This window comes from Flavobacterium sp. JLP (assembly GCF_015350755.1).
Taxonomy (GTDB): domain Bacteria; phylum Bacteroidota; class Bacteroidia; order Flavobacteriales; family Flavobacteriaceae; genus Flavobacterium.
Map to the genome: position 1 here is coordinate 1,160,833 of NZ_JADKPS010000001.1, position 21,294 is coordinate 1,182,126.

13 protein-coding genes are annotated in these 21,294 nt (G+C 35.2%); 6 read left to right on the plus strand and 7 right to left on the minus strand.

Going from position 1 to position 21,294, the window contains the following annotated elements; all coding sequences use genetic code 11:
- Positions 1-141: 141 nt before the first annotated feature.
- Entirely contained in the window at positions 142-1,545 is a 1,404-nt protein-coding gene (gene lpdA / locus IRZ83_RS05200) for a dihydrolipoyl dehydrogenase (protein ID WP_029268591.1), read from the minus strand.
- A 494-nt stretch (positions 1,546-2,039) separates the two neighbouring features.
- Entirely contained in the window at positions 2,040-2,498 is a 459-nt protein-coding gene (locus IRZ83_RS05205) for an Lrp/AsnC family transcriptional regulator (protein WP_029268589.1), read from the minus strand.
- 275 nt (positions 2,499-2,773) lie between these two features.
- Here IRZ83_RS05205 and IRZ83_RS05210 point away from each other — a divergent pair, with 275 nt between their 5' ends.
- Entirely contained in the window at positions 2,774-4,024 is a 1,251-nt protein-coding gene (locus tag IRZ83_RS05210) for an aminotransferase class I/II-fold pyridoxal phosphate-dependent enzyme (RefSeq protein ID WP_194567262.1), read from the plus strand.
- Positions 4,025-4,175: 151 nt separating this feature from the next.
- Here IRZ83_RS05210 and IRZ83_RS05215 read toward each other — a convergent pair whose 3' ends face one another.
- On the minus strand, positions 4,176-5,270 hold the full coding sequence (locus IRZ83_RS05215; RefSeq protein WP_194567264.1) for a DUF695 domain-containing protein: 1,095 nt from the start codon (positions 5,268-5,270) through the stop codon (positions 4,176-4,178).
- Between the two features lie 147 nt (positions 5,271-5,417).
- A complete protein-coding gene (locus tag IRZ83_RS05220; protein ID WP_194567266.1) occupies positions 5,418-7,352 on the minus strand; it encodes an amino acid permease in 1,935 nt (644 codons plus the stop codon).
- A 457-nt stretch (positions 7,353-7,809) separates the two neighbouring features.
- On the opposite strand from IRZ83_RS05220, the gene IRZ83_RS05225 reads away from it, so the two are divergent.
- Entirely contained in the window at positions 7,810-8,964 is a 1,155-nt protein-coding gene (locus IRZ83_RS05225; protein WP_194567268.1) for a Gfo/Idh/MocA family protein, read from the plus strand.
- 155 nt (positions 8,965-9,119) lie between these two features.
- Here the strand turns inward: IRZ83_RS05225 and IRZ83_RS05230 are convergent, their stop codons facing one another.
- The 3 genes from IRZ83_RS05230 to IRZ83_RS05240 all read right to left on the minus strand — a co-directional run bounded on the left by IRZ83_RS05230 (position 9,120) and on the right by IRZ83_RS05240 (position 14,037).
- Positions 9,120-12,026, minus strand: coding sequence for an FAD-binding and (Fe-S)-binding domain-containing protein (locus IRZ83_RS05230; protein ID WP_194567270.1), 2,907 nt, complete (start codon positions 12,024-12,026; stop codon positions 9,120-9,122).
- A gap of 312 nt (positions 12,027-12,338) precedes the next feature.
- A complete protein-coding gene (locus IRZ83_RS05235) occupies positions 12,339-12,851 on the minus strand; it encodes a hypothetical protein (protein WP_194567272.1) in 513 nt (170 codons plus the stop codon).
- A gap of 436 nt (positions 12,852-13,287) precedes the next feature.
- Positions 13,288-14,037 (minus strand): DeoR/GlpR family DNA-binding transcription regulator, encoded by a 750-nt coding sequence (locus IRZ83_RS05240; RefSeq protein ID WP_194567274.1) that lies wholly within the window; start codon positions 14,035-14,037, stop codon positions 13,288-13,290.
- A 214-nt stretch (positions 14,038-14,251) separates the two neighbouring features.
- On the opposite strand from IRZ83_RS05240, the gene IRZ83_RS05245 reads away from it, so the two are divergent.
- From IRZ83_RS05245 to IRZ83_RS05260, 4 genes are all read left to right on the plus strand, one after another.
- Positions 14,252-17,332 (plus strand): SusC/RagA family TonB-linked outer membrane protein, encoded by a 3,081-nt coding sequence (locus IRZ83_RS05245; protein WP_029268566.1) that lies wholly within the window; start codon positions 14,252-14,254, stop codon positions 17,330-17,332.
- A gap of 10 nt (positions 17,333-17,342) precedes the next feature.
- Positions 17,343-18,959, plus strand: a complete 1,617-nt coding sequence (locus IRZ83_RS05250; protein WP_194567276.1) for a SusD/RagB family nutrient-binding outer membrane lipoprotein — start codon at positions 17,343-17,345, stop codon at positions 18,957-18,959.
- Between the two features lie 27 nt (positions 18,960-18,986).
- A complete protein-coding gene (locus IRZ83_RS05255) occupies positions 18,987-19,889 on the plus strand; it encodes a DUF4397 domain-containing protein (RefSeq protein WP_194567278.1) in 903 nt (300 codons plus the stop codon).
- Positions 19,890-20,000: 111 nt separating this feature from the next.
- Positions 20,001-21,194: an exo-beta-N-acetylmuramidase NamZ domain-containing protein gene (locus tag IRZ83_RS05260; RefSeq protein ID WP_194567280.1), complete on the plus strand. Its 1,194-nt coding sequence runs from the start codon at positions 20,001-20,003 to the stop codon at positions 21,192-21,194.
- Positions 21,195-21,294 lie beyond the last annotated feature (100 nt).

A 21,294-nucleotide genomic window follows, 5' to 3' on the forward strand; every position in this document is an offset into this window, starting at 1 on the left:
TAACACCATATTGGCACATCTAATTTACAAAATTTTTATGGATTTTTACATTTTTACAAAGATTATTTCTTGAACAAAAAGAAAAAACCGCCAATCCCAAAATTATGGAAATGGCGGTTTAAAATATAATTTAAACGTAGATTATACGTGTAATGCTCTATTATCAGTAGCTGCTAATGCTGCTTCTTTAACTGCTTCAGCAAAAGTTGGGTGTGCGTGGCTCATCCTTGAAATATCTTCAGCAGAAGCTTTAAATTCCATTGCAGTAACTGCTTCCGCAATTAAATCTGCTGTACGAGCTCCAATCATATGAACACCTAAAACCTCATCCGTTTTTGCATCAGCAATTATTTTTACGAATCCGTCTAAATCTCCGCTTGCTCTTGCACGGCCTAAAGCTTTGAAAGGAAAACTTCCTACTTTATATTCTGTTCCTGAAGCTTTCACCTGCTCTTCAGTTTGTCCAACTGCAGCAACTTCAGGCCAAGTGTACACTACACCAGGAATTAAGTTATAATCGATATGTGGTTTTTGTCCAGCTAAGATTTCAGCAACCATAGTTCCTTCTTCTTCTGCTTTGTGTGCCAACATTGCGCCACGAACTACATCTCCAATTGCATAAATGTTTGGAACATTAGTTTGCAAATGATCGTTTACTTCAACTTGTCCTCTGTCAGAGATTTTAACTCCTGCCTTATCAGCATTTAATCCGTCTGTGTACGGACGACGACCAACAGAAACTAATGAATAATCTCCCTCAAGAGTGATTGTTTCTCCTTTTGCATTTTCAGCCTGAACTACAACAGCATCGCCGTTTCTTTCTACTGATTTAACTTTGTGAGATACGTAGAATTTCATTCCTTGTTTTTTCAATACTTTAGTCAATTCTTTAGACAATGAACTATCCATTCCTGGAATAATTCTGTCCATAAATTCAACTACAGAAACCTGAGCTCCTAAACGCAAGTAAACTTGTCCAAGCTCGATTCCGATAACGCCACCTCCAATAATTACTAAGTGTTTTGGAACTTCTTTTAACGCTAAAGCCTCAGTAGAAGTGATAATTCTTTCCTTATCGATTTTAATGAAAGGCAAAGAAGATGGTTTTGAACCTGTAGCAATTACAGCATATTTAGTTTCAATAGTTTCAGATGTTCCGTCAGCTTTTGCCACTGCAATGTGTGTTGCGTCTACAAAAGAACCTAAACCAGTGAAAACAGTAATTTTATTTTTATCCATTAAGTAGTTGATTCCACCTACGGTTTGATCTACAACTGCTTGCTTGCGCGCGATCATTTTCTCTAAATTGATTTTCACATCTCCAGAAACTTCAATTCCGTGATCTGCAAAATGTGCAATTTCTGCATAGTGATGAGAAGAAGATAATAAAGCTTTTGAAGGAATACAACCTACGTTAAGGCAAGTGCCGCCTAGAGAGTTATACTTTTCTACAATTGCAGTTTTGAAACCTAATTGTGCGCAACGAATTGCTGATACATATCCGCCAGGACCTGAACCTATAATGACTACGTCAAATGAACTCATAGTTTGTCTATTTTATTTTTAGCGATACAAAATTAAGGAATAAAGTTTTGTTTAAAGTTTAAATCTCAATGTTTTTTGTGTGAAATTTTGGGTGGGAGTTTCTGCCACAAAGACTCTAGGGCGCTAAGCTTTTTTATGGATTGTGCATTTTAAGGAAAAGGTTAGTAAAGTGTTATGCAAAGTTTTGAGGCTTTTATTTTTTTAATCTCGCAAAGGCGCAGAGTCGCAAAGTTTTTTTTAAAATTAAAATGAATTGCATCCAGCTTTAGCTGGATGACAAAAAAATTACAAACTCTTAGGCTTTAGCCTAACTTTGCTTTTTGGCTAAAGCCTTTTCTATATCAAATCTTAATTCCTCCAGCTAAAGCTGGAGGCAATTCAAAGTAGCTTTGCGTCTTTGCGAGATTAAAAACTTAGAACCTTAGTAACTTAGAATCATAGTCTATCTTTTTTTTAAACCTTTGAACCTTTGTTTCTTTGAACCTTTGAACCTCCTAAAAAGAAATCACCGTCGAATTCTTCACCTCACTAATCATAAACATACTTTGCGTACTGCCAATATGTTGAAGCGAAGTCAATTTGGTAACCAAAAATTCTCTATACGCTTCCATATCTTTTACTAAAACTTTCAGAATATAATCATAATCACCGCTTACGTGATGGCATTCTAAAACTTCGTTTAGCTTAATGACTTCGCTTTCGAATTTTGTTAGGAATTCTTTGGTATGCTGAATTAATTTTAGATGACAGAAAACCACAAACCCCTTTTCGATTTTGGATTTATCGACTAGTGCCACATAGTTTTTAATGATCCCTTCTCGTTCTAGTTTTTTTATTCGTTCGTAAACTGCGGTTACAGAAAGATTGAGTTTTAAAGATAATTCTTTGGTTGTTTTTTTACTGTCGGTTTGAAGTAAAACAAGGAGTTTTTTATCGATGGCATCAAGAGTCATATTTACGTCATTGCGAGGAACGAAACAATCTCATCCTCTGGTTAACATTTATTGTCTTTTTTGAATAGAAAGAAAATCTATTGAACTAGATCTTTAATGCCAAAATTAGATAAAAAATCATAGTAAATACATTTTTATAGTTTTAAAATCTAATTATATAATTTATGATTGATTAATTTTCTAATTAAACCTTATTTTGAATAGAATTTATTAAAAATGAGCTTACTCGCTCTCAACTTGAAACCTGAAACTTGAAACAAACAAAAACTAAACATATGAAAAACTTTAACCCAGCAGATAAAATTCAGGATTTGCAATACTTTGGTGAATTTGGCGGTGTGAATCCGTCGATTTCTGATTCTTCGACTTATACTTTTCTTTCGGCTAAAACCATGTTTGACACTTTTGAAGGCAATATGGAAGGCTGTTATTTGTATTCGCGCCATTCATCGCCAAGCAATTTGTATTTAGATCAGGCTTTGGCTGCAATGGAAGGAACAGAAACGGCTAATGTTTCGGCTTCGGGAATGGGTGCGATTACGCCTACTCTCTTGCAGTTGTGCGGTGCAGGCGATCACATTGTTTCAAGCCGAACAATTTATGGCGGAACATACGCTTTCCTAAAAAACTTTACACCAAGATTCGGAATTGAAACGAGCTTTGTAGATATTACAAAACTGAATATTGTAGAAGCGGCGATTACGCCAAAAACCAAGGTTTTGTATTGCGAAACGGTGAGTAATCCGTTATTGGAAGTGGCTGATATTGCTAGTTTGGCTAAAATTGCTAAAAAACATAATTTGAAATTGGTCGTCGATAATACATTTTCACCCTTATCTGTTTCTCCCGCAAAATTAGGTGCTGATATCGTAATTCATAGTTTGACAAAATACATTAACGGAAGCAGCGATACTGTCGGAGGCGTGACTTGTGCGTCTAAAGAATTTATTAATTCCCTGAAAAATGTAAATTCTGGTGCGAGTATGCTTTTAGGTCCAACGATGGATAGTTTACGATCTGCAAGTGTGATGAAAAATTTGAGAACACTTCATATTAGAATTAAACAACACAGTCATAATGCGCATTATTTGGCGGATCAATTTGAGAAAGAAGGCTTAAAAACGGTTTATCCAGGATTGAAAAGCCATCCGAGTCATGAATTGTATAAAACGATGATTAATCCCGAATATGGTTTTGGTGGAATGCTGACGATTGACGTTGGTACTTTGGAAAAAGCTAATGAATTAATGGAATTGATGCAGGAACGAAACCTTGGGTATTTGGCAGTAAGCTTAGGTTTTTATAAAACGTTATTCAGCGCACCAGGAACTTCAACTTCTAGTGAAATTCCGTTGGAAGAACAAAAAGAAATGGGGTTAACAGATGGCTTGATTCGTTTTTCTATTGGTTTAGATAATGATATTCAGCGTACTTATGAGATGATTAAGGCTTGTATGGTGGAACTTGGGGTTTTAAAGGGTTCAATTCACGGAGATTCACAGAGAGCTTTCGCAGAGAATCACTAAGAGTTTTTGTTTCTCTCGCAGATTTAGCAGATAATGCAGATTATTTTTTTAAAGATCGGCTAAATCTGCGAGAGACAAAATTTTTTTATCATTTCAATCTGTGACAAAATAAAAAAACCGTTCTGGTTAATCTCAGAACGGTTTCTATAATTTAATTTTGCTCAAAATGCCTAAAAGACTGCCAGTATTTGTCTTTGTAGATTTCATAACTTATCTCCAAAGAACCGCTGTATTTTTTAATTAATTGATCTGCTGTTTTTGATGGTTTTCTGAAGTCTTTACAAGCGAAAAAGATTTCCCTTTTGCTGTCTGCAGTTTCTCTTCCTATATTTAAATAACCTTCCAAATCTTTAAGATCCAATCCTATTTCATCTTCAATTTCATTTAATAATTGATAGGCTTCGTTATCTGGCATTCCATTATTATTATTTCCATCAAACGGAATCGTAACAATAAATACCCACGGATGAGAGGCTTTTTTATCCCATTTTAAAAGATCTGTATTTAATATTGCAATAACAACTCCTCCATCTTTTGTAGTGGCCTCGTAACTTGAATAATTATCATTATCAGTATTATGTCTAGTGCCTTCGTATTTTTCGACAAATTCTTTTTCTCTCCAAATTAAATAATCTTTCAATTTTTCAATCGGAATTAATTCTTCAGAGGTTTCATTTAGCCCCACTACCTTCATATTATCAATTAAAGTAACAGAATGTAGTTCACCTAGAAAATTATCCAGAAAAATATAAACTCCATTTGTCACCAATTGTTTTTTATCTTCTGTGAAATGGTTGTAAACAATGGTTAAATCAATTTCATCAGGATAACCGGTATGAATGTTAGGATAGAATTTTAAATTATCTTTATTAAATTCAAAATTCTCATAATTTATTCCAACATCTGTAATAGCTGATGCTGGTTTAAGAGCAGTAAATTTCCAGCCTTCCATTTTTGGAGCAGTATTGACTAACTCTTCTATTACATAAATATTTTTAATGGCTCCATCAGGTGTTAGAATAAGTTCGGCTGTTTGATCATTAAACATTCCAGTGAGAAAATAAATTCCATCGTGAATTTCGTCTAGTTTTGGTCCCAGTCTATTAAAAAAATCTTTATGTATATTTTTTCCGTTTTGAACAATCTTAAAAAACTCTTTTTCGTTTTTCAAAAACCAATTCCAAAAATCACTGTAGGATTGTATTGGAGATTCCTTTTTACCCAATATTTTATCAAGAAAGCCCATGTATTATAAATTAAATCTAAAATTTTTCTGAAACAAACTTAAGGAAAAGTGTTTTTAAAACATAAGAATATTTCTATAAACATTAAAAATAAAAAAGCCGCTCTGAGATTATTCTCAGAACGGCTTTTCACATATAACCTTTTACTTCTAACTCACAACTTGAGTATTTAGTTTACTATTTTTTCTGCTATAAGTAAAGTAAATCAATAGTCCGATTAATAACCAGATGGTGAAGTAAATCCAGTTCCAAACGCTTAATTCCGCCATCATGTATAGACAGCAAATTAATCCTAAAAGCGGAATTAGAGAAAGATTTTTTCTGAAAGCCCAAACCGCTAATCCAACTAAAACAAATAAGAAAATCCACATCGGAATTTTGTGTTTGAACAAGCTGAAACCTGATTCGTATTTTAGTGAGTCATTGATTGGCAAACCTTTTACAACTTCGACATATTTAGTGTCATCATCTTGATATTGGCCTAATAAATGCTCTAAATCTGAAGTTTCGGCAGTTTTATTTTTTACGTCAATACTTTCTAAATAATTGAAAACTTTTGCAGATTCTTCCTTATCTAAAGAAGTAATAATTGTCGTAGCATCATTTGTCTGTGCTTCGTTATTTATAAAAGCCATTGTTGCTTTATTGTTGAAAGCAAAAGCATAATACAATCCGGCAATCATTAAAACTGGCAATATATATTTTGAATTGACATAAGGCGTTTTGAATTTTCCTCTTGGAATTTCAGGTTTATTCTGCAACACTAAAACTCCTGCACAAACTAATACAAAGGCAAATAAAGTCCCAATACTGCACAGATCCGTTACCATTGTCAAGTTTAAGAATAACGCGGGAATCGCAACCACAAAACCGGTTACAATTGTAGCGAAAGAAGGTGTTTTGAATTTTGGGTGAACCGTAGAGAATTTCTTTGGCAATAAACCATCACGGCTCATGCTCATCCAGATACGAGGCTGTCCCATTTGGAAAACCAATAGAACACTCGCCATTGCAATTACAGCACTTACTGCGATAATTCCAGACATCCATTTTAGGTTTAATTTATCGAAAACAAACGCTAAAGGATCTCCAACATTCAATTCGTTATAACGCACCATTCCGGTTAAAACCAAGGCAATTGCAATATATAAAAGTGTACAAATTATAATTGCCCACATCATACCGCGCGGTAAATCACGCTGTGGATTTTTACATTCTTCAGCAGTAGTCGAAATCGCATCAAAACCAATATAAGCAAAGAAAACAGCTGACACTCCTTTTAAGACACCGCTAACTCCATTTGGTGCAAACGGATCCCAATTGGCTGTATCTACATAAAATATTCCAACTGCGATTACTAAAAGCACGATACAAAGTTTTACAACAACCATTATATTACTCGCATTACGAGATTCTTTCATTCCTCTGTAAACCAATGCTGTAATTAAAACAATAATAAAAAGAGCTGGTAAATCAGCCACAAAGTGAAAAGAGCCAATCGTTGGCGCTGTTGTCCAAGCCGTATATGCTGCCTGTAATCCTGCACCTAAGTTTTCGTATGTTTTTCCGCCCTGCATTAAAGCAGTTGCATCTTTAAATCCGTTTGAAGCAGTTAAATAATCCATCTGAATCCATTGCGGTAAATGAATTCCGCCGCTCTGGAGCAGTCCTGTAAAATAATCACTCCATGAAATTGCCACGGTTATATTTCCAACAGCATATTCCATAATCAAGGCCCAGCCAATTATCCAAGCGATAATTTCTCCAAAAGCGACATAAGAATACGTATAAGCACTTCCGGAAACGGGAACCATTGAGGCAAATTCGGCATAAGCAAAAGCTGCAAAACTACACGCTAGTGCAGTAAATAAAAACAGAAAGATTACGGCTGGTCCACCGTCGGCACTTGCTTTTCCGATCGTACTAAAAATTCCTGCACCTACAATTGCTGCGATTCCAAAAGCTGTTAAATCTCTGGTTGTTAAATGCTTTCCTAATGCATTATGACCATCTGCTTCGTTCTTTGCAACTTGCTTCAGAATATCTTGTACCGTTTTTTTTCGGAATAAACCTGATAATGCCATATGTGGTTTTGCTTTTATAAATTAATATATTTAGGACTTTGTGGTTTTATTTTGCAAATAATGCAAAAATTATCCTGATTTCAAATATATAAAACCATTTTGTTTTAATGGGAATTATTTTTTGCTGTGAAGCCACTAGGACAAGAAGTGTTTTTGTCTCGAATTTCTCGAATTTCCGCAAAATTTTTTTGCCAATCGCAGGAATTATTTCTCACGCAGATTCGGCAGATTGAGCAGATTTTTCTCCGCCACTAGTAAAAAAAACAAAATTCATACAATATCAAAAAAAAGAATCTGCAAAATCTGCGATAAACAAAAAAGTCAGAATCAATCTACCCAACTCCGCCTCATCAGCTTGCCATCTTTTCAGCATAATACATTTAAAACAAACACAAATGTAACATTTATCAAAAAGAGCTTACTAATAAATTGATATTTAACTTAAAAGATAAACGATATGGAAAAAATTACAAGAAGATCCTTTGTGAATAAATTTGGAGTTGGGGTTGGTGCTTCGGTTATTATTACTACTCTTCCTTCTTTTTTATCGGCAACCGAAGAGAATAAAATTCCTTATACCGGAAAAAAATTGAATATCGCGCTTTGCGGTCTTGGCAATTACGCCTCTATGTTAGCAGAAGGAATTCAAGCTTCTGAATATTGTCAGCTTGCAGGAATAGTTACAGGCACTCCTGCAAAAGCTGAAAAATGGAAAACCCAATATAACATACCCGAAAAGAACATTTATAATTATCAAAACTTCGACGAGATTGTAAAAAACAAAGATATAGACTTGGTTTATGTTGTCGTTCCAAATGGTTTGCATAAGGAATTTGCTATTCGTTCAGCAAAAGCTGGAAAACATGTTATTACCGAAAAACCAATGGCCATAACTGTGAAAGACTGCGAAGAAATGATAAAAGCCTGCGAAGACAATAATGTGCAATTAGCGATTGGTTATCGTTTGCATTATGAACCAACTCATTTAGAAATTAAGCGATTAGGCCAAGAAAAAGTTTTTGGACAAGTCCGTTTTATTGAAGCTTCTCTTGGTTACAAAATACATGATCCTCTTGATACTAAAAGTACTGTCAATAAAAACGACCGAAATGAATGGAGGCTTAACAAAAAGTTATCTGGAGGCGGTCCGTTAATGGATTTAGGAGTTTATTGCATTCAGGCTAGCCGTTACGTTTTGGGCGAAGAGCCAATTGCTGTGACGGCACAATTGGGCAAAGTGTATAACGAACAAATTTTTTCTGAAACAGAGGAAAGTATTTCCTGGCAGATGGAATTTCCGAGCGGTGCCGTATCAAATTGTACGACTTCTGTGAATTTTAATACGGATCGATTTTACGCTTCCGCGGATGAAGGTTCTTTTGAATTAAGTCCGGCTTTGAGTTATGGTCCGTTTCAAGGAAAATCTACAAATGGCCCTTTAAAATTTCCTGTTATAAATCAACAGCAAACGCAAATGGATGAAATTGCGAAAATACTATTAGAAAATAAAAAACTGCCCAATCATATTACTGGAGAAGAAGGGCTGAAAGATATTAAAGTAATAAATGCGATTTATAAGGCTGCAGAAACCGGCAAGAAAATTATAGTGTAATAGTTTTTTATAGCTATTGAAATGATTCACACACATTTTTAAAATTTTCATTTCACGCAGATTTAAAAAAGATTTAAGCAGATGCGAGCAGATTTATTTATTTCTAAATTTAAATAAATCTGCTAAAATTTGCCAAATCTGCGTGAAACAAAAAATCATTTCAGGCAATTCCTCAAAATACTAACCGGATGCTGGGCCTCACGTTTTGTTCCGTCAAAAATTTGATGACGGCAGCTGGTTCCTGCAGCCGCGATTTTCACATTTTCGGCAGTGGCACGCACTTTTGGAAATAAAGTATCCTCTCCCATTTGCATGCTTACCTGGTAATGTTCTTTTTCGTAGCCAAATGATCCTGCCATTCCGCAACAGCCTGAATTGTAAATTGTAACTGTATTATTGGTTGGTAAATTCAGCATTGCAAAAGTTGCTTCGACAGAACTTAACGATTTTTGATGGCAGTGCCCGTGAATTTTGATTTCTTTCTTTTCTTCTGAAAAAGCATCAGGTCTGATTTTCCCGTCGATGATTTCTTTTTTGAAGAATTCTTCAATTGTAAAGGCACTTTGCGCTACTTTTTCAGCCGCTTCCTTATCATCTGCCAAACGTAAATATTCATCTCTGAAAGTCAGGATTGCAGAAGGCTCGATTCCGATTAATGGCGCTTTCGCGGAAATTAAAGCTGCAAAAATATTGACATTGATATTGGCGATTTTTTTTGCTTCTTCTAGAAATCCTTTTGATAAATAGGTTCTGCCGCTTTCTTCATGATCTACAATTAAAACTTCGTAACCTAATTTTGTCAATAATTCAAAAGCGTCAATTCCGATATTTACATCGTAATAATTCGTGAATTCATCGTTAAACAAATACAATTGTCCGTTCGGGAAATTGTTGTTTTGTGGTTTCTGATTTTCATACCATTTTTTGAAAGTCTTTTTTGCCAATAACGGCACTTGTCTTTCTGGTGCAATTCCCATGCTTTTTTTAACGAGCGGCTGATTCGAAATAAAATTAGTAATCGACGGAAACAAGCTTCCCATTTTATTCAATTTTGCGTTGTGTGCAAAAATCTTATTTCGGGTCGAGAATCCGTTTGCTTTTTGATATTGGTATAAAAATTCGGCTTTTAAAGTTGCAACATCCACATTACTCGGACATTCACTGGCGCAGGCTTTACAGCTTACACACAACTCAAAAACTTCGTATAATTCTTTTTGGTCAAATTTATTTTCTTTTTCAGAATACGTTAAATATTCACGCAACGCATTGGCTCTTGCACGCGTAGTTTCTTTTTCGTTTTTGGTTGCACGGTAACTCGGACACATCGCTCCGCCTGCCGATGGCAATTTTCTGCAATCACCGGATCCGTTGCATTTTTCAGCAGCACGCAAAATTCCTAAACTGTCTGAGAAATCCTGAAACGTTTTAATATCTGGTTCTACTCTGCCCGAAATTACTCGATGATTTTCGTCCATTTTTAAGGCGTTTACAATCTTCCCGATATTCAAAACCGAATTCGGGTCAAACGCCAATTTGATTCTTTTCAGCAATTCGTAATTCGTTTCGCCAATCATAAACGGAATAAACTCACCGCGCACAATTCCGTCGCCGTGTTCCCCGCTTAACGAACCTCTGTATTTTTTTACCAAAATTGCCACATCAGTAGCGATGGTTCTAAATAACTTTAAATCAGAAGTTTTCTTTAAATTCAAAACCGGACGCAAATGCAGTTCTCCCGCGCCGGCATGCGCATAGTAAATCGCGCCTTGTCCGTGGCGTAACATCATAGCCGAAAACTCTGCAATATAAGCCGGCAAATCGCTCAATTCTACTGCTGTATCTTCAATAGAATCGGCTGCTTTGTCGTCGCCAACAATACTTCCTAAAAGTCCGAGACCGGCTTTTCTAAGTTCGTTTACTTTTTCAATATCAGCTCCGTAAATTTTTACGAGCGCATAACCAAATTTGTTTTTTTCTAAATCCGCAACCAAGGCATTTGCTTGACTTTCAGCATCGGCTAAATCATGCGAAGCAACCTCAAACATCATAATCGCTTTTGGTTCGCCAACCAAAAAGAATCTGTTTTTTATGTGTTCCCGATTGGTTTTGGTACAATCTAAAATCGTGTCGTCGATCATTTCGCAAGTGTACAAATGATGTTTCATTGCGACTACAACAGATTCTAGCGATTCCTGAATGCTATGATAATGCGCTACAACCATAATATTATGAGCTGGCGGCAAATCGTCAACTTTTAAGGTAATTTCGGTTGTAAAAGCCAAAGTTCCTTCGCTTCCGCAAAGTAATTTTCCGACGTTAATTGTGGGTTCCGTTCCGCCAAACAAATCTGATTTCAACAGAATATCGACGGCATAACCTGTATTTCTTCTGTGAATTTCCGGTTTCGGAAACTCTTTTATAATTTCATCCTGGGTAGCTTTTACCGAAAGTTCGTCGTAAAGGCTTTTGTATATTTTATTTTCTAATGAATCGCCTTTGGTTTTTTCTATAAATTCAGCCGAAGTCAATTCCTTAAAAACCGCTTCAGAACCGTCGCTTAAAATTGCTTTTATTTCTACAATTTTATCGCGCGTAACACCATAACGAATCGACGTTGTTCCAGAAGAATTATTCCCTACCATTCCGCCAATCATACAGCGGTTTGAAGTCGAAGTATTCGGTCCGAAAAACACACCGTGAGGTTTCAGAAATAAATTCAGTTCGTCGCGAATTACGCCGGGCTGTACGGTAACCGTTTTTTTAATCGCGTCGAAATTCAGGATTTTAGTAAAGTTTTTCGAAACATCTACCACAATTCCGTCACCAACTGTTTGTCCTGCCAGAGACGTTCCAGCAGTTCTTGGCGTAATCGAAATATGATGCTGCGCCGCAAACCGAATCAGTTTACTGATATCTGCTATAGTTTTAGGCACGGCAACCGCTTTTGGTTTGATCCGGTATACCGAAGCATCGGTCGAATAAAGTGTTTTATGAAGATCATCGTATAAAAGTGTTCCTTCTAATGATGCTGCTAATTGTTCTAAATCCTTAAGTATTGACATTTTTGTTGAATATGATTTCACAAAAATAGTTATTTTTTAAGGTTCAAAGATGCAAAGGGACAAAGGTTAGAAGGTTTTTTCTTTGATTGTATTTTCTGTATTGTAATTTGGGATTTCTTTATTGTAGTTTTAAGGAGCTATTTCCTGCTATCTGATTCAATCTTTTGCTCATCCCGAAGCCTGGAGACAGCACAAAAGATTTTCCTTCCTATGAGGGTCAGGGAAATTGGTTTAGAAGAATATTTATTGAGTAAACTAACTTATAACAAAATGATCTTATATGATTAATTTTAAAAATGATAGTAAGAAAAACTAAAGAATATCATTTTCAATTTCAACTGATTGAATTTTTCTAAAACTTGTATTATAAGATTTTAAACCTTCACCTAAATTTCTCTCTAAATTATTTATTCTTTTTTTCTGATTAATATAATCCTTATTATATTCAAAATTAATTAAAACTAAACTTATATTTTCAAAAGCAAATTTAGCTGCTTGATGAAGTGACTCATCTGTTATTTTTTTATCAGTAAACTTATGTTTAATAATAGTTTTTAGTAAACTATTAAACCATCCTACTTTTCTTAAATCAAAATGTGCGGGAATACGTTCAGCAAAACATCTCGAAACACAATTACCTACGTAATAACATTTTTCCTTTGATTTAAAAATATATACTCCAATTCCTGACCGAATTGGGTCCCCGTTATGGTAAATCAAATCCATTACTTTTAAATCTTTTAAAGGCAGTCCTTCAATATTATTTATCTCTTGTATAATTTGTTCAGTTGATTTATTATCGTTGTATGTAATTAAATAATTCATAATTGGATTTAATTTTTCATTGTTAGAACAGGCACGCAGTCAGGAGGCTTCACACAGCACATAACTTTTAATAATATTTTGTTTTCTTTTGGAAGAATTCAAAAAAGAGGTTTATATAAATATTTAAATACTTAAATTAGTAACACAAAACGTTATTAAAGACTTAACTTATTATCAATCAAAAATATGAATTAACCATTCTAAAAAATCAAGTACATATACCTGTTTTTACAAATAAAAACATAAGTGCCGTTTTTGAGATTAATCAAAAGTGACCGAAAAAACAATAACTTAATTCACAAAACTTACACAAACTAAAAAAGCGCAAAAGTCTAAAACAATTGCGCTTTTTTAACCTCTCATTTAATGAAGTTTTCTTATTTTTATTAGATATATATTTAAATAAAAACCGCATAAAAATGCATTTATACCTAACCTACAATACTTTAATTCCAGAATCAACAAAATTCTGGATTTTAGGACTTGCAACATTTAAGTCGGTTACCAGAGCATAAAGCTTATCAAGATCGCAAACTTTATGAGGCATTTTGCTGTTCATTTTTTCAGAGGTTAAAAGCGCTATTACCTTGTCTGACGCTTTAATCATCTCTTTTTTAATTACTGAAACTTCGTAACCCATTTCGGTAAGACCTTGATTTACATCGATACTGCTGACACCCATAAAACATATATCAGCCTTGATTTTAGAGAGTACCTGAACCACATCGATACCAATGGTTACCATTGCCTGTTTTTGCAATTTTCCTCCAATAAAAATCAATTCGATATTAGGATGCTGCGATAACTGCATGGCAATCGGGAGACTATACGTATAAATTGTGGCGGTAAAATTTATTGGAATGAGTTTGCAGAAAGTCAAATTTGTTGTTCCGCCGCTCATAATAATTACTTGTCCTTCACTCAAAAAAGAAAGTGCTTTTTTAGCCACACTTATTTTCTTGTCTTCATTTACAATAGTAATATCAAAAACATTTTTATGATTGTTTTTGGCTAAAAATGCACCACCATAGACTTTATTTATTAGTCCTTTATCATTTAATTCAATAAAATCTCTGCGAATGGTGTCTTCAGAAATATTCAATTCTAAAGCTAAGTCGATCGTATTTATTCTTTCGGCCTGTTGAAATTTATTCATAATAAATTGCTGTCTTTCCTTTTTGAGCATACGATCTTCTTTTTTACAAATTTAGAAAAACATCGCAGTTATGAAAATGTGCTAAATGAAACTTTTTACGATTTACATATTCCCAATTAATTAAAAAGAAATTATGCGTTTTTATGCATTATTGAATAGAATTTGTATAAATACCACATAATGTTGCATTTTTTTTAAAAATTATTTATACATTTCAAGTCTCTAACCAAAACAATTAACCCTTATGAAAAAAAAGTATTTAATTCTTCTACTTTTCTTTTTTGGAATGCTCGCAGGTTATTCCCAAAACACCACAGTAAAAGGTAAGGTAACAGATGGCGGCGGCAATACGCTTCCAGGCGCGAACATACTCGTTCAAGGCACTAAAGATCAAACCTCAACGGGATCTGATGGAACTTTCTCTATCAAAGCGCGTCAAGGAGATATTCTTTTAGTCTCTTATATCGGGTTTAACACCAAAGAAGTTATTGTAAACGGAACCGATTTGAAAATCGTTATTTCTGAAAGTGCCCAAACTCTAAACAATGTAACTATTGTAGGTGCTATGGGAATTGTGCGCAACAAATCTTCTTTAGGATATGCTGTACAAGAAGTAAAAGGTAAAGAAATCGCAGACACACAGCGTCCGAACTTTGCAACGGCACTTCAAGGCCGTGTTGCAGGTTTGACTGTTACCAGCACTTCTGGTGCTCCAGGAGCTTCTGCTGCGATTCAGTTAAGAGGTGTAAATTCGCTTAGTGGCAGCAACTCGCCTTTGTATGTTGTTGACGGATTACCAGTCAGCAACGAAACAATGAACCAAGGTTTAACGATTTCTGATGCTCCTAACAGAACGCAGGATTACACCAACAGAGGTGCCGATATTAACCCAGACGATATCGAATCTGTGGTTATCTTAAAAGGCCCTGAAGCGGCAGCACTTTACGGAATGCAGGCTGGAAACGGTGCAATCGTGATTACCACTAAAAAAGGCAAAAAAGGAGTGGGCAGACTTACCTACTCTACCAACACAAGATTCGACAATTTATACCGTTTTCCAGAAACTCAAAAAGTATATCAAAGAGGTTCTGACGGCGTAAACAATCCAGATTACAGAAGACAATTTGGAACTGCTTACGAACCGGGAACCAAATTTTATAATAATGTTGAAAATTTCTTTCAAACTGGAGTTTCAACCAATCATAATTTGTCGTTTGAAGCGGGTACAGAAACTACTTCATACCGTTTGTCTATTGCGAACTTAGAGCAAGAAGGGGTTGTTCCGAATACTGGATACAGCCGTTTGACTGCTAATTTGAATGCAACTGCAAAATTATCTTCAAAATTAAGATCTGAGGCTAGTTTTAATTTTACAAAATCAGACAATCAAAAAGCAGCAAAAGGAGCTGGATCTGCTGTACAGATTCCGGGTGTAACAAATGCAGGTTATTTGCTTTCATTATTAACTTGGCCGGCAAATGATGATGCAAGTGTTTATCTTAATCCTGACGGAACAAGACGAAAAATAACAAGCGGTGCACTAGATACTGAAACCGATAATCCATATTGGGAGGTAAACAAAAATTTATCTGAAGATTTTAATAATCGTTTTATAACCAATGTTGGCTTAGTTTACGATCCGTATTCTTGGCTTAATTTGACTGGACGTGTGGGCTGGGATGTCAATTCTGCTCAAGGTTACAGAGCCATTCACCCTGAATCTGCCGCGGGAATTTCTTCTGGCGGTTATATTGAATCTTACTATTCTAATACAAGTAATTTAAACACGACTTTATTAGTTACAGCTAAAAAATCTTTCGGAAAGTTCAATACCAAACTTATGGTAGGTAATTCTGTTAACGATAATGATTATAAAATATTATCTACAACAGGAAGCCGATTTTTTGACCCTAACTTCTACTCGATCAATAATACAGATGCTACAACGCAAAGATCACAAGAGAGAATTATTCAAAGCAGAATCATTGGTTTCTTTTCTGAGATGAGTTTAGATTATGACAAAATTGTTTATTTAACTTTAACTGGACGTGAAGACTGGACTTCTGTATTACCAGATCCGTTTTTCTATCCTTCTGTTTCAACGAGTTTTGTTTTCACCAACCTAAACGGATTGAAAGACAAAGAAATTCTTTCTTACGGTAAATTGAGAGCTTCTTATGCTGAAGCGGCAAATATTCCTTCGCCTTATTCTGCAGAACCAGTTTTTAATCCGCAATTGACTACCGATGGAGGTTATGCGTATGGTGTTACCGGTGCAAATCCGAATTTGAAACCAGAATTCCGTAAATCATTTGAATTAGGTACAGAATTAAAATTCTTTAAAAACCGAGTTGGATTAGACGTTGCGGTTTACAGCACCAAAACAATCGATCCTATTCTTAAAAATATGCGTTTAAGCTACGGAACTGGATTCGTTGTAACTTCTGCAAACTTTGGAGATTTACAAAACCAAGGTTTAGAGGTTACTTTAAACGGAACTCCAATTCAAAAAGATAATTTCTCTTGGAATGTTAGTGCGAACTTCAGCAAAACGCGTTCGAAATTATTAAATCTTCCTTCTGTAGTTTCTGAATATTATGTTTCAGATACTTGGCTTTACGGAAATGTTCGCGGCGGGGTAACAGTTGGAAATCCGCTGACAACTTTAACTGGAAATGATTATTTAAGAAATAATGCCGGCGAACCTTTAATTGACCCCAATACAGGATTTGCTTTAAAAGATCCAAACTTTAAAATTATTGGAGACCGAAATCCAGATTTTATGTTGGGTTTACAAAATACATTTACATACAAAAACCTTGCTTTATCTTTCTTGTTAGACATTAGAAAAGGCGGTGATATTTACAACGCAACCGAATTCTATTTATATCAAAACGGATTGTCTACTAAAACATTAGACCGTGATCAAACCAGAATTGTAAAAGGTGTATTGAGAGATGGTCTAGAAAATTCGGCTACCCCGACACAAAATAATATTCCGGTAAGACCAAGTGTTCAAAACGAATATTACAGAACTGGCGCTATTGATGCTGATTTTGTCGAAAAAGACATCAATTGGCTGCGAATGAGAGATATTACTTTAAGCTATCAAATGCCTTCAGAAATCTTGAAAAAAACATTCATAAACAATCTTTCGCTTTACTTAACGATGACCGACGTTTTCATTATTACCAATTATACTGGAGCAGATCCTTCGGTTAACGGAACTAATGCTTCAACTGGAGGTGCTGGAGGAACAGGTTTTGACTTTGGAGTAGTTTCTACACCAAGAGGTTTGAACTTAGGATTGAAAATCGGACTTTAATTAATTGACCATGAAAAACATAAAAACATATATAGCAGCATTAGGTTTTGTAACCACAATGATTTCTTGCAACGATTTAGAAGATATAAACGTAAATCCAAGTTTTCCTGTTGATGTTTCTGCAACAGCTTTAATGCCGCCAATCGAACAGCAAATGGCAGTTGGGCTACAATTTGACAACAGATGTTTAGGACGTTACATTCAAAATTTTAGTATTGCTACAACTGGCGCAGTGGGCAGCGAATGGGATCGTTTTGGCTATCAGGCAAACAGTGATACTGGTGGCGAAATCTGGAAAATGGCGTATTTTGCCATTGGTTTAAATTTAACCAAACTGCAGGAAAAAGCTGCGGCAGAACAACGTCATGATATTACTGGAATCTCAAAAGTAATCAGAGCTTGGTCTTGGCAGGTTGCAACAGATTATCATTCAGAATTGATTGATTTTGACCAGGTTTTTACACAACGTCTTTCTTTTGATTATGTTTCGCAAGAAAAAGTATATGCAGAAGTTGTTCGTTTGTTAGATGAAGGCTTAATAGACTTAAATCGTACAGACGGAAATGTGTCGCAGACTTACACGGCTGCAGGCGATAAAATGTATGGAGGAGACCGTTCTAAATGGATCAAATTTGCGTACGGCGTTTTAGCAAGAAACTTAAATAATCAAATCAATAAAGCTTCTTACGATCCTAACAAAGTAATTGAATACTGCGATAAATCACTTGCTTCTAATGCAGACAATGCGTTGATCAGATACAACGGAACAGTATCTGCCGATATCAATTTTTACGGTCCGGGAAGAAACAACTTCAGCACATATCGTCAAACTGATTTCGCCGTAAGAACAATGGATGGAACTATTTTTGGAGGCGTTAAAGATCCTAGAATTTCTAGAGTTTTAGCTCCTTCTGTAGGTCTTTCTGAAACTGCTCCGGCTTCTGCTGCAAATCCAGATCCTAGTAAATATACTTTTAATGGAAATCCGCTGAATACTACAGCTTCAACAGTTGCTACAAACGTAAGCCGAATCCCAAATATTTACGGAACCTATGCCGCAGGAACTATTACAACTCCGGGAAGATATATTTTTAGAGACAAAGCGAATTTTCCTTTAATGACCTATTCTGAAATTCAATTTATTAAAGCTGAAGCTGCTTTTATAAAAGGAGACAAAGCGATGGCTTTAGATGCTTACAAAAAAGCAATTGACGCTAACATTGATTTTGTAAATGCAAATACGGTTGTAAGTACTACTTTCCCTATTACCTCAACAATTACAGCTGCTGAAAAAACAGCCTTTTTAACGGATGTAAATATCGTTCCAGCTGCTGCAAACTTGACTATTAGCCATATTATGCTTCAAAAATATGTCGCCTTATTTGGTTATGGAATGCTAGAGACTTGGACAGACTTGCGTAAATATCATTATGATAATACGAATGTGTACAAAACAATGACTTTTGCCCCAAACGGAGGTTTATTTGTTGACAACAATGGAAAGTTACCCTACAGAGTTCGCCCGAGATTTAACTCCGAATATGTTTGGAATTTTGATGCTTTAAAAGCCATTGGAGCTGATAAAGTAGATTACCATACTGTCGAAATGTGGTTTTCTAAACCGTAATTTTTTATGAATTAAAAATCTAATCAGATGAAAAATATATTTAATCATTTTAAAAAGTTAATCATTCCTGCTTTAGGACTTCTTGTGTTTACGTCCTGCGGAGATGAGAACGATCAAACTCCTTACCAGACTAAGGATGGAATTGCAAATGCTTCTAACGTAAAATTTGTTCATGCGGCAGTTGGCCCAAACGGAACTAATTTTCAAATCAATTACTTTACAGGAACAGAAAAAATATCAGCTGTCGGCGTTACAACTGGAGTTCCTATTGGTATGAGTTATGGTGCTCAATATCCAATTCCAATCAATTATGTTTTAATGAAGCCTGGAACACAGCCTTTGAAAATTGTAACTCCTACAACGCCAGCAGTTACTATTTTTGACGGAAATATAGTTACCGAAACAGGAAAATATTACACCAGTTTCTTGCTGTCAACGCCGCCGTCTGTTACGCCTCCAGTATATTCTGTTTATCAGTTAAATGATGATTTATCAGTTGCAGATTTAGACAAAACTAAGGCTTACATTCGTTTTATAAATGTCATCAGCAATTCTGCTCCTGCAGGTTATGATTTAGGATTAATAAAAGAAACGTCAATTGCAGGTGCAACACCTGTGACTACACAAGAAATTTATACTTACAGAAATGTAACCTTTAAAGGTGGCAGTGAGAAATACATTGCGATTGAACCACAAGATCCAAAAGATACAAGAGGATATCAATTGCAGGTTCGTGTGGCTGGTTCTCCAACAAATGTACCAGGAACAATTACGGGAACTACAATTGCCAATCTTGCCAATTCACCAGCTAGTGCAGCTTTTATTCCTAGAGCGGGAAGGGTTTACACCATTTATTGCAGAGGAATTATAGGCGGATTACCAACGGCGACCTTAAACGCTCCATCGGTTACTTTCATCACGAATAAATAAGCCTTAAAAAATCGAACCACTTCAATCTAAAAGTGGTTCGATTTCATTACCTAATTTCGTTTTTTGTCCTTTATTAAACGTAATTTTAATCGTAATTTAAACTTTTGTGTTATGTTTCAATCCTTTAAAAAAATCGCTTTTATTTTATTTTTGATCATTTCAAGTGCGTCGAATGCCAATTCTTCAACAGAAATCATTCAAAATAAAATCAATGGCAGTAATGAAATTAAAACAGGAGCTGATAATTTCGAAAAATATCTTCCTTTATTAAAAGACAAAAAAGTTGGCATTGTAACCAATCAAACTGGAATTTTATCCAACAAAAAACACTTGGTTGATTTTTTATTAGAGAAAAAAATAAATATCAAAACCATTTTTGCTCCTGAGCACGGTTTTAGAGGAACTGCAGATGCAGGCGAGCATGTTGTTGATGGAAAAGATGCCAAAACCGGACTTTCGATTGTTTCGCTTTATGGAGAAAATAGAAAACCAAAAAAAGAACAATTAGCTGGAATTGATGTAATAATTTTTGATCTTCAAGATGTTGGTGCTCGTTTTTACACTTATATTTCATCTTTGCATTATGTTATGGAGGCTTGTGCAGAAAACAATATACCGCTTGTCATTTTAGACCGGCCAAATCCAAACGGAAGAATTACCGATGGCCCTTTGCTCGAAAAAGAATTCACGAGTTTTGTGGGCATGCACCCAATTCCGCTTTTGCACGGCATGACAATTGGTGAATACGGGCAAATGATTAATGGAGAAAAATGGCTTAAAGATGGTGCACAATGCAAATTAACCGTAATTCAATGTTTAAATTATAAACGAGAAATGAGTTACAGCCTTCTTGTAAAACCTTCACCAAATCTTCCTAATGATCAAGCTATAAATTTATATGCAAGTTTATGTTTATTTGAAGGAACCACCGTGAGCGTTGGCCGAGGAACCGAAAAACAATTTCAAATCTACGGTTCTCCTTATTTGCCAAAAGGAAATTTTTCTTTTGTTCCGAAACCAAATTTTGGTGCAAAAGATCCTCTTTATAATGGCAAAGAATGTTTTGGAGAAGATTTAACTGCTTATCCAAAACTGAATCAGCTCGAATTGAAATGGCTCATTAAAGCGTATCAAAATACTTCTGACAAATCTAAATTCTTTACTCCGTTTTTTACAAAATTGGCTGGAACAAAAAAACTGCAACAGCAAGTAGAAGCCGGAACTTCAGAGAAAGAAATTCGAGAAAGCTGGAAAAAAGATTTAGAAAACTTTAAAAAAATAAGAAAACCCTATTTGCTTTACTAACAAAGCTGTTCATCAAAATAAACTTCCTCAAAACTGCCTGTTCTTTTTATAAAATAGAACTTAACCTAGTATTAACAATCGAAATTCTGAATCAGAAAAG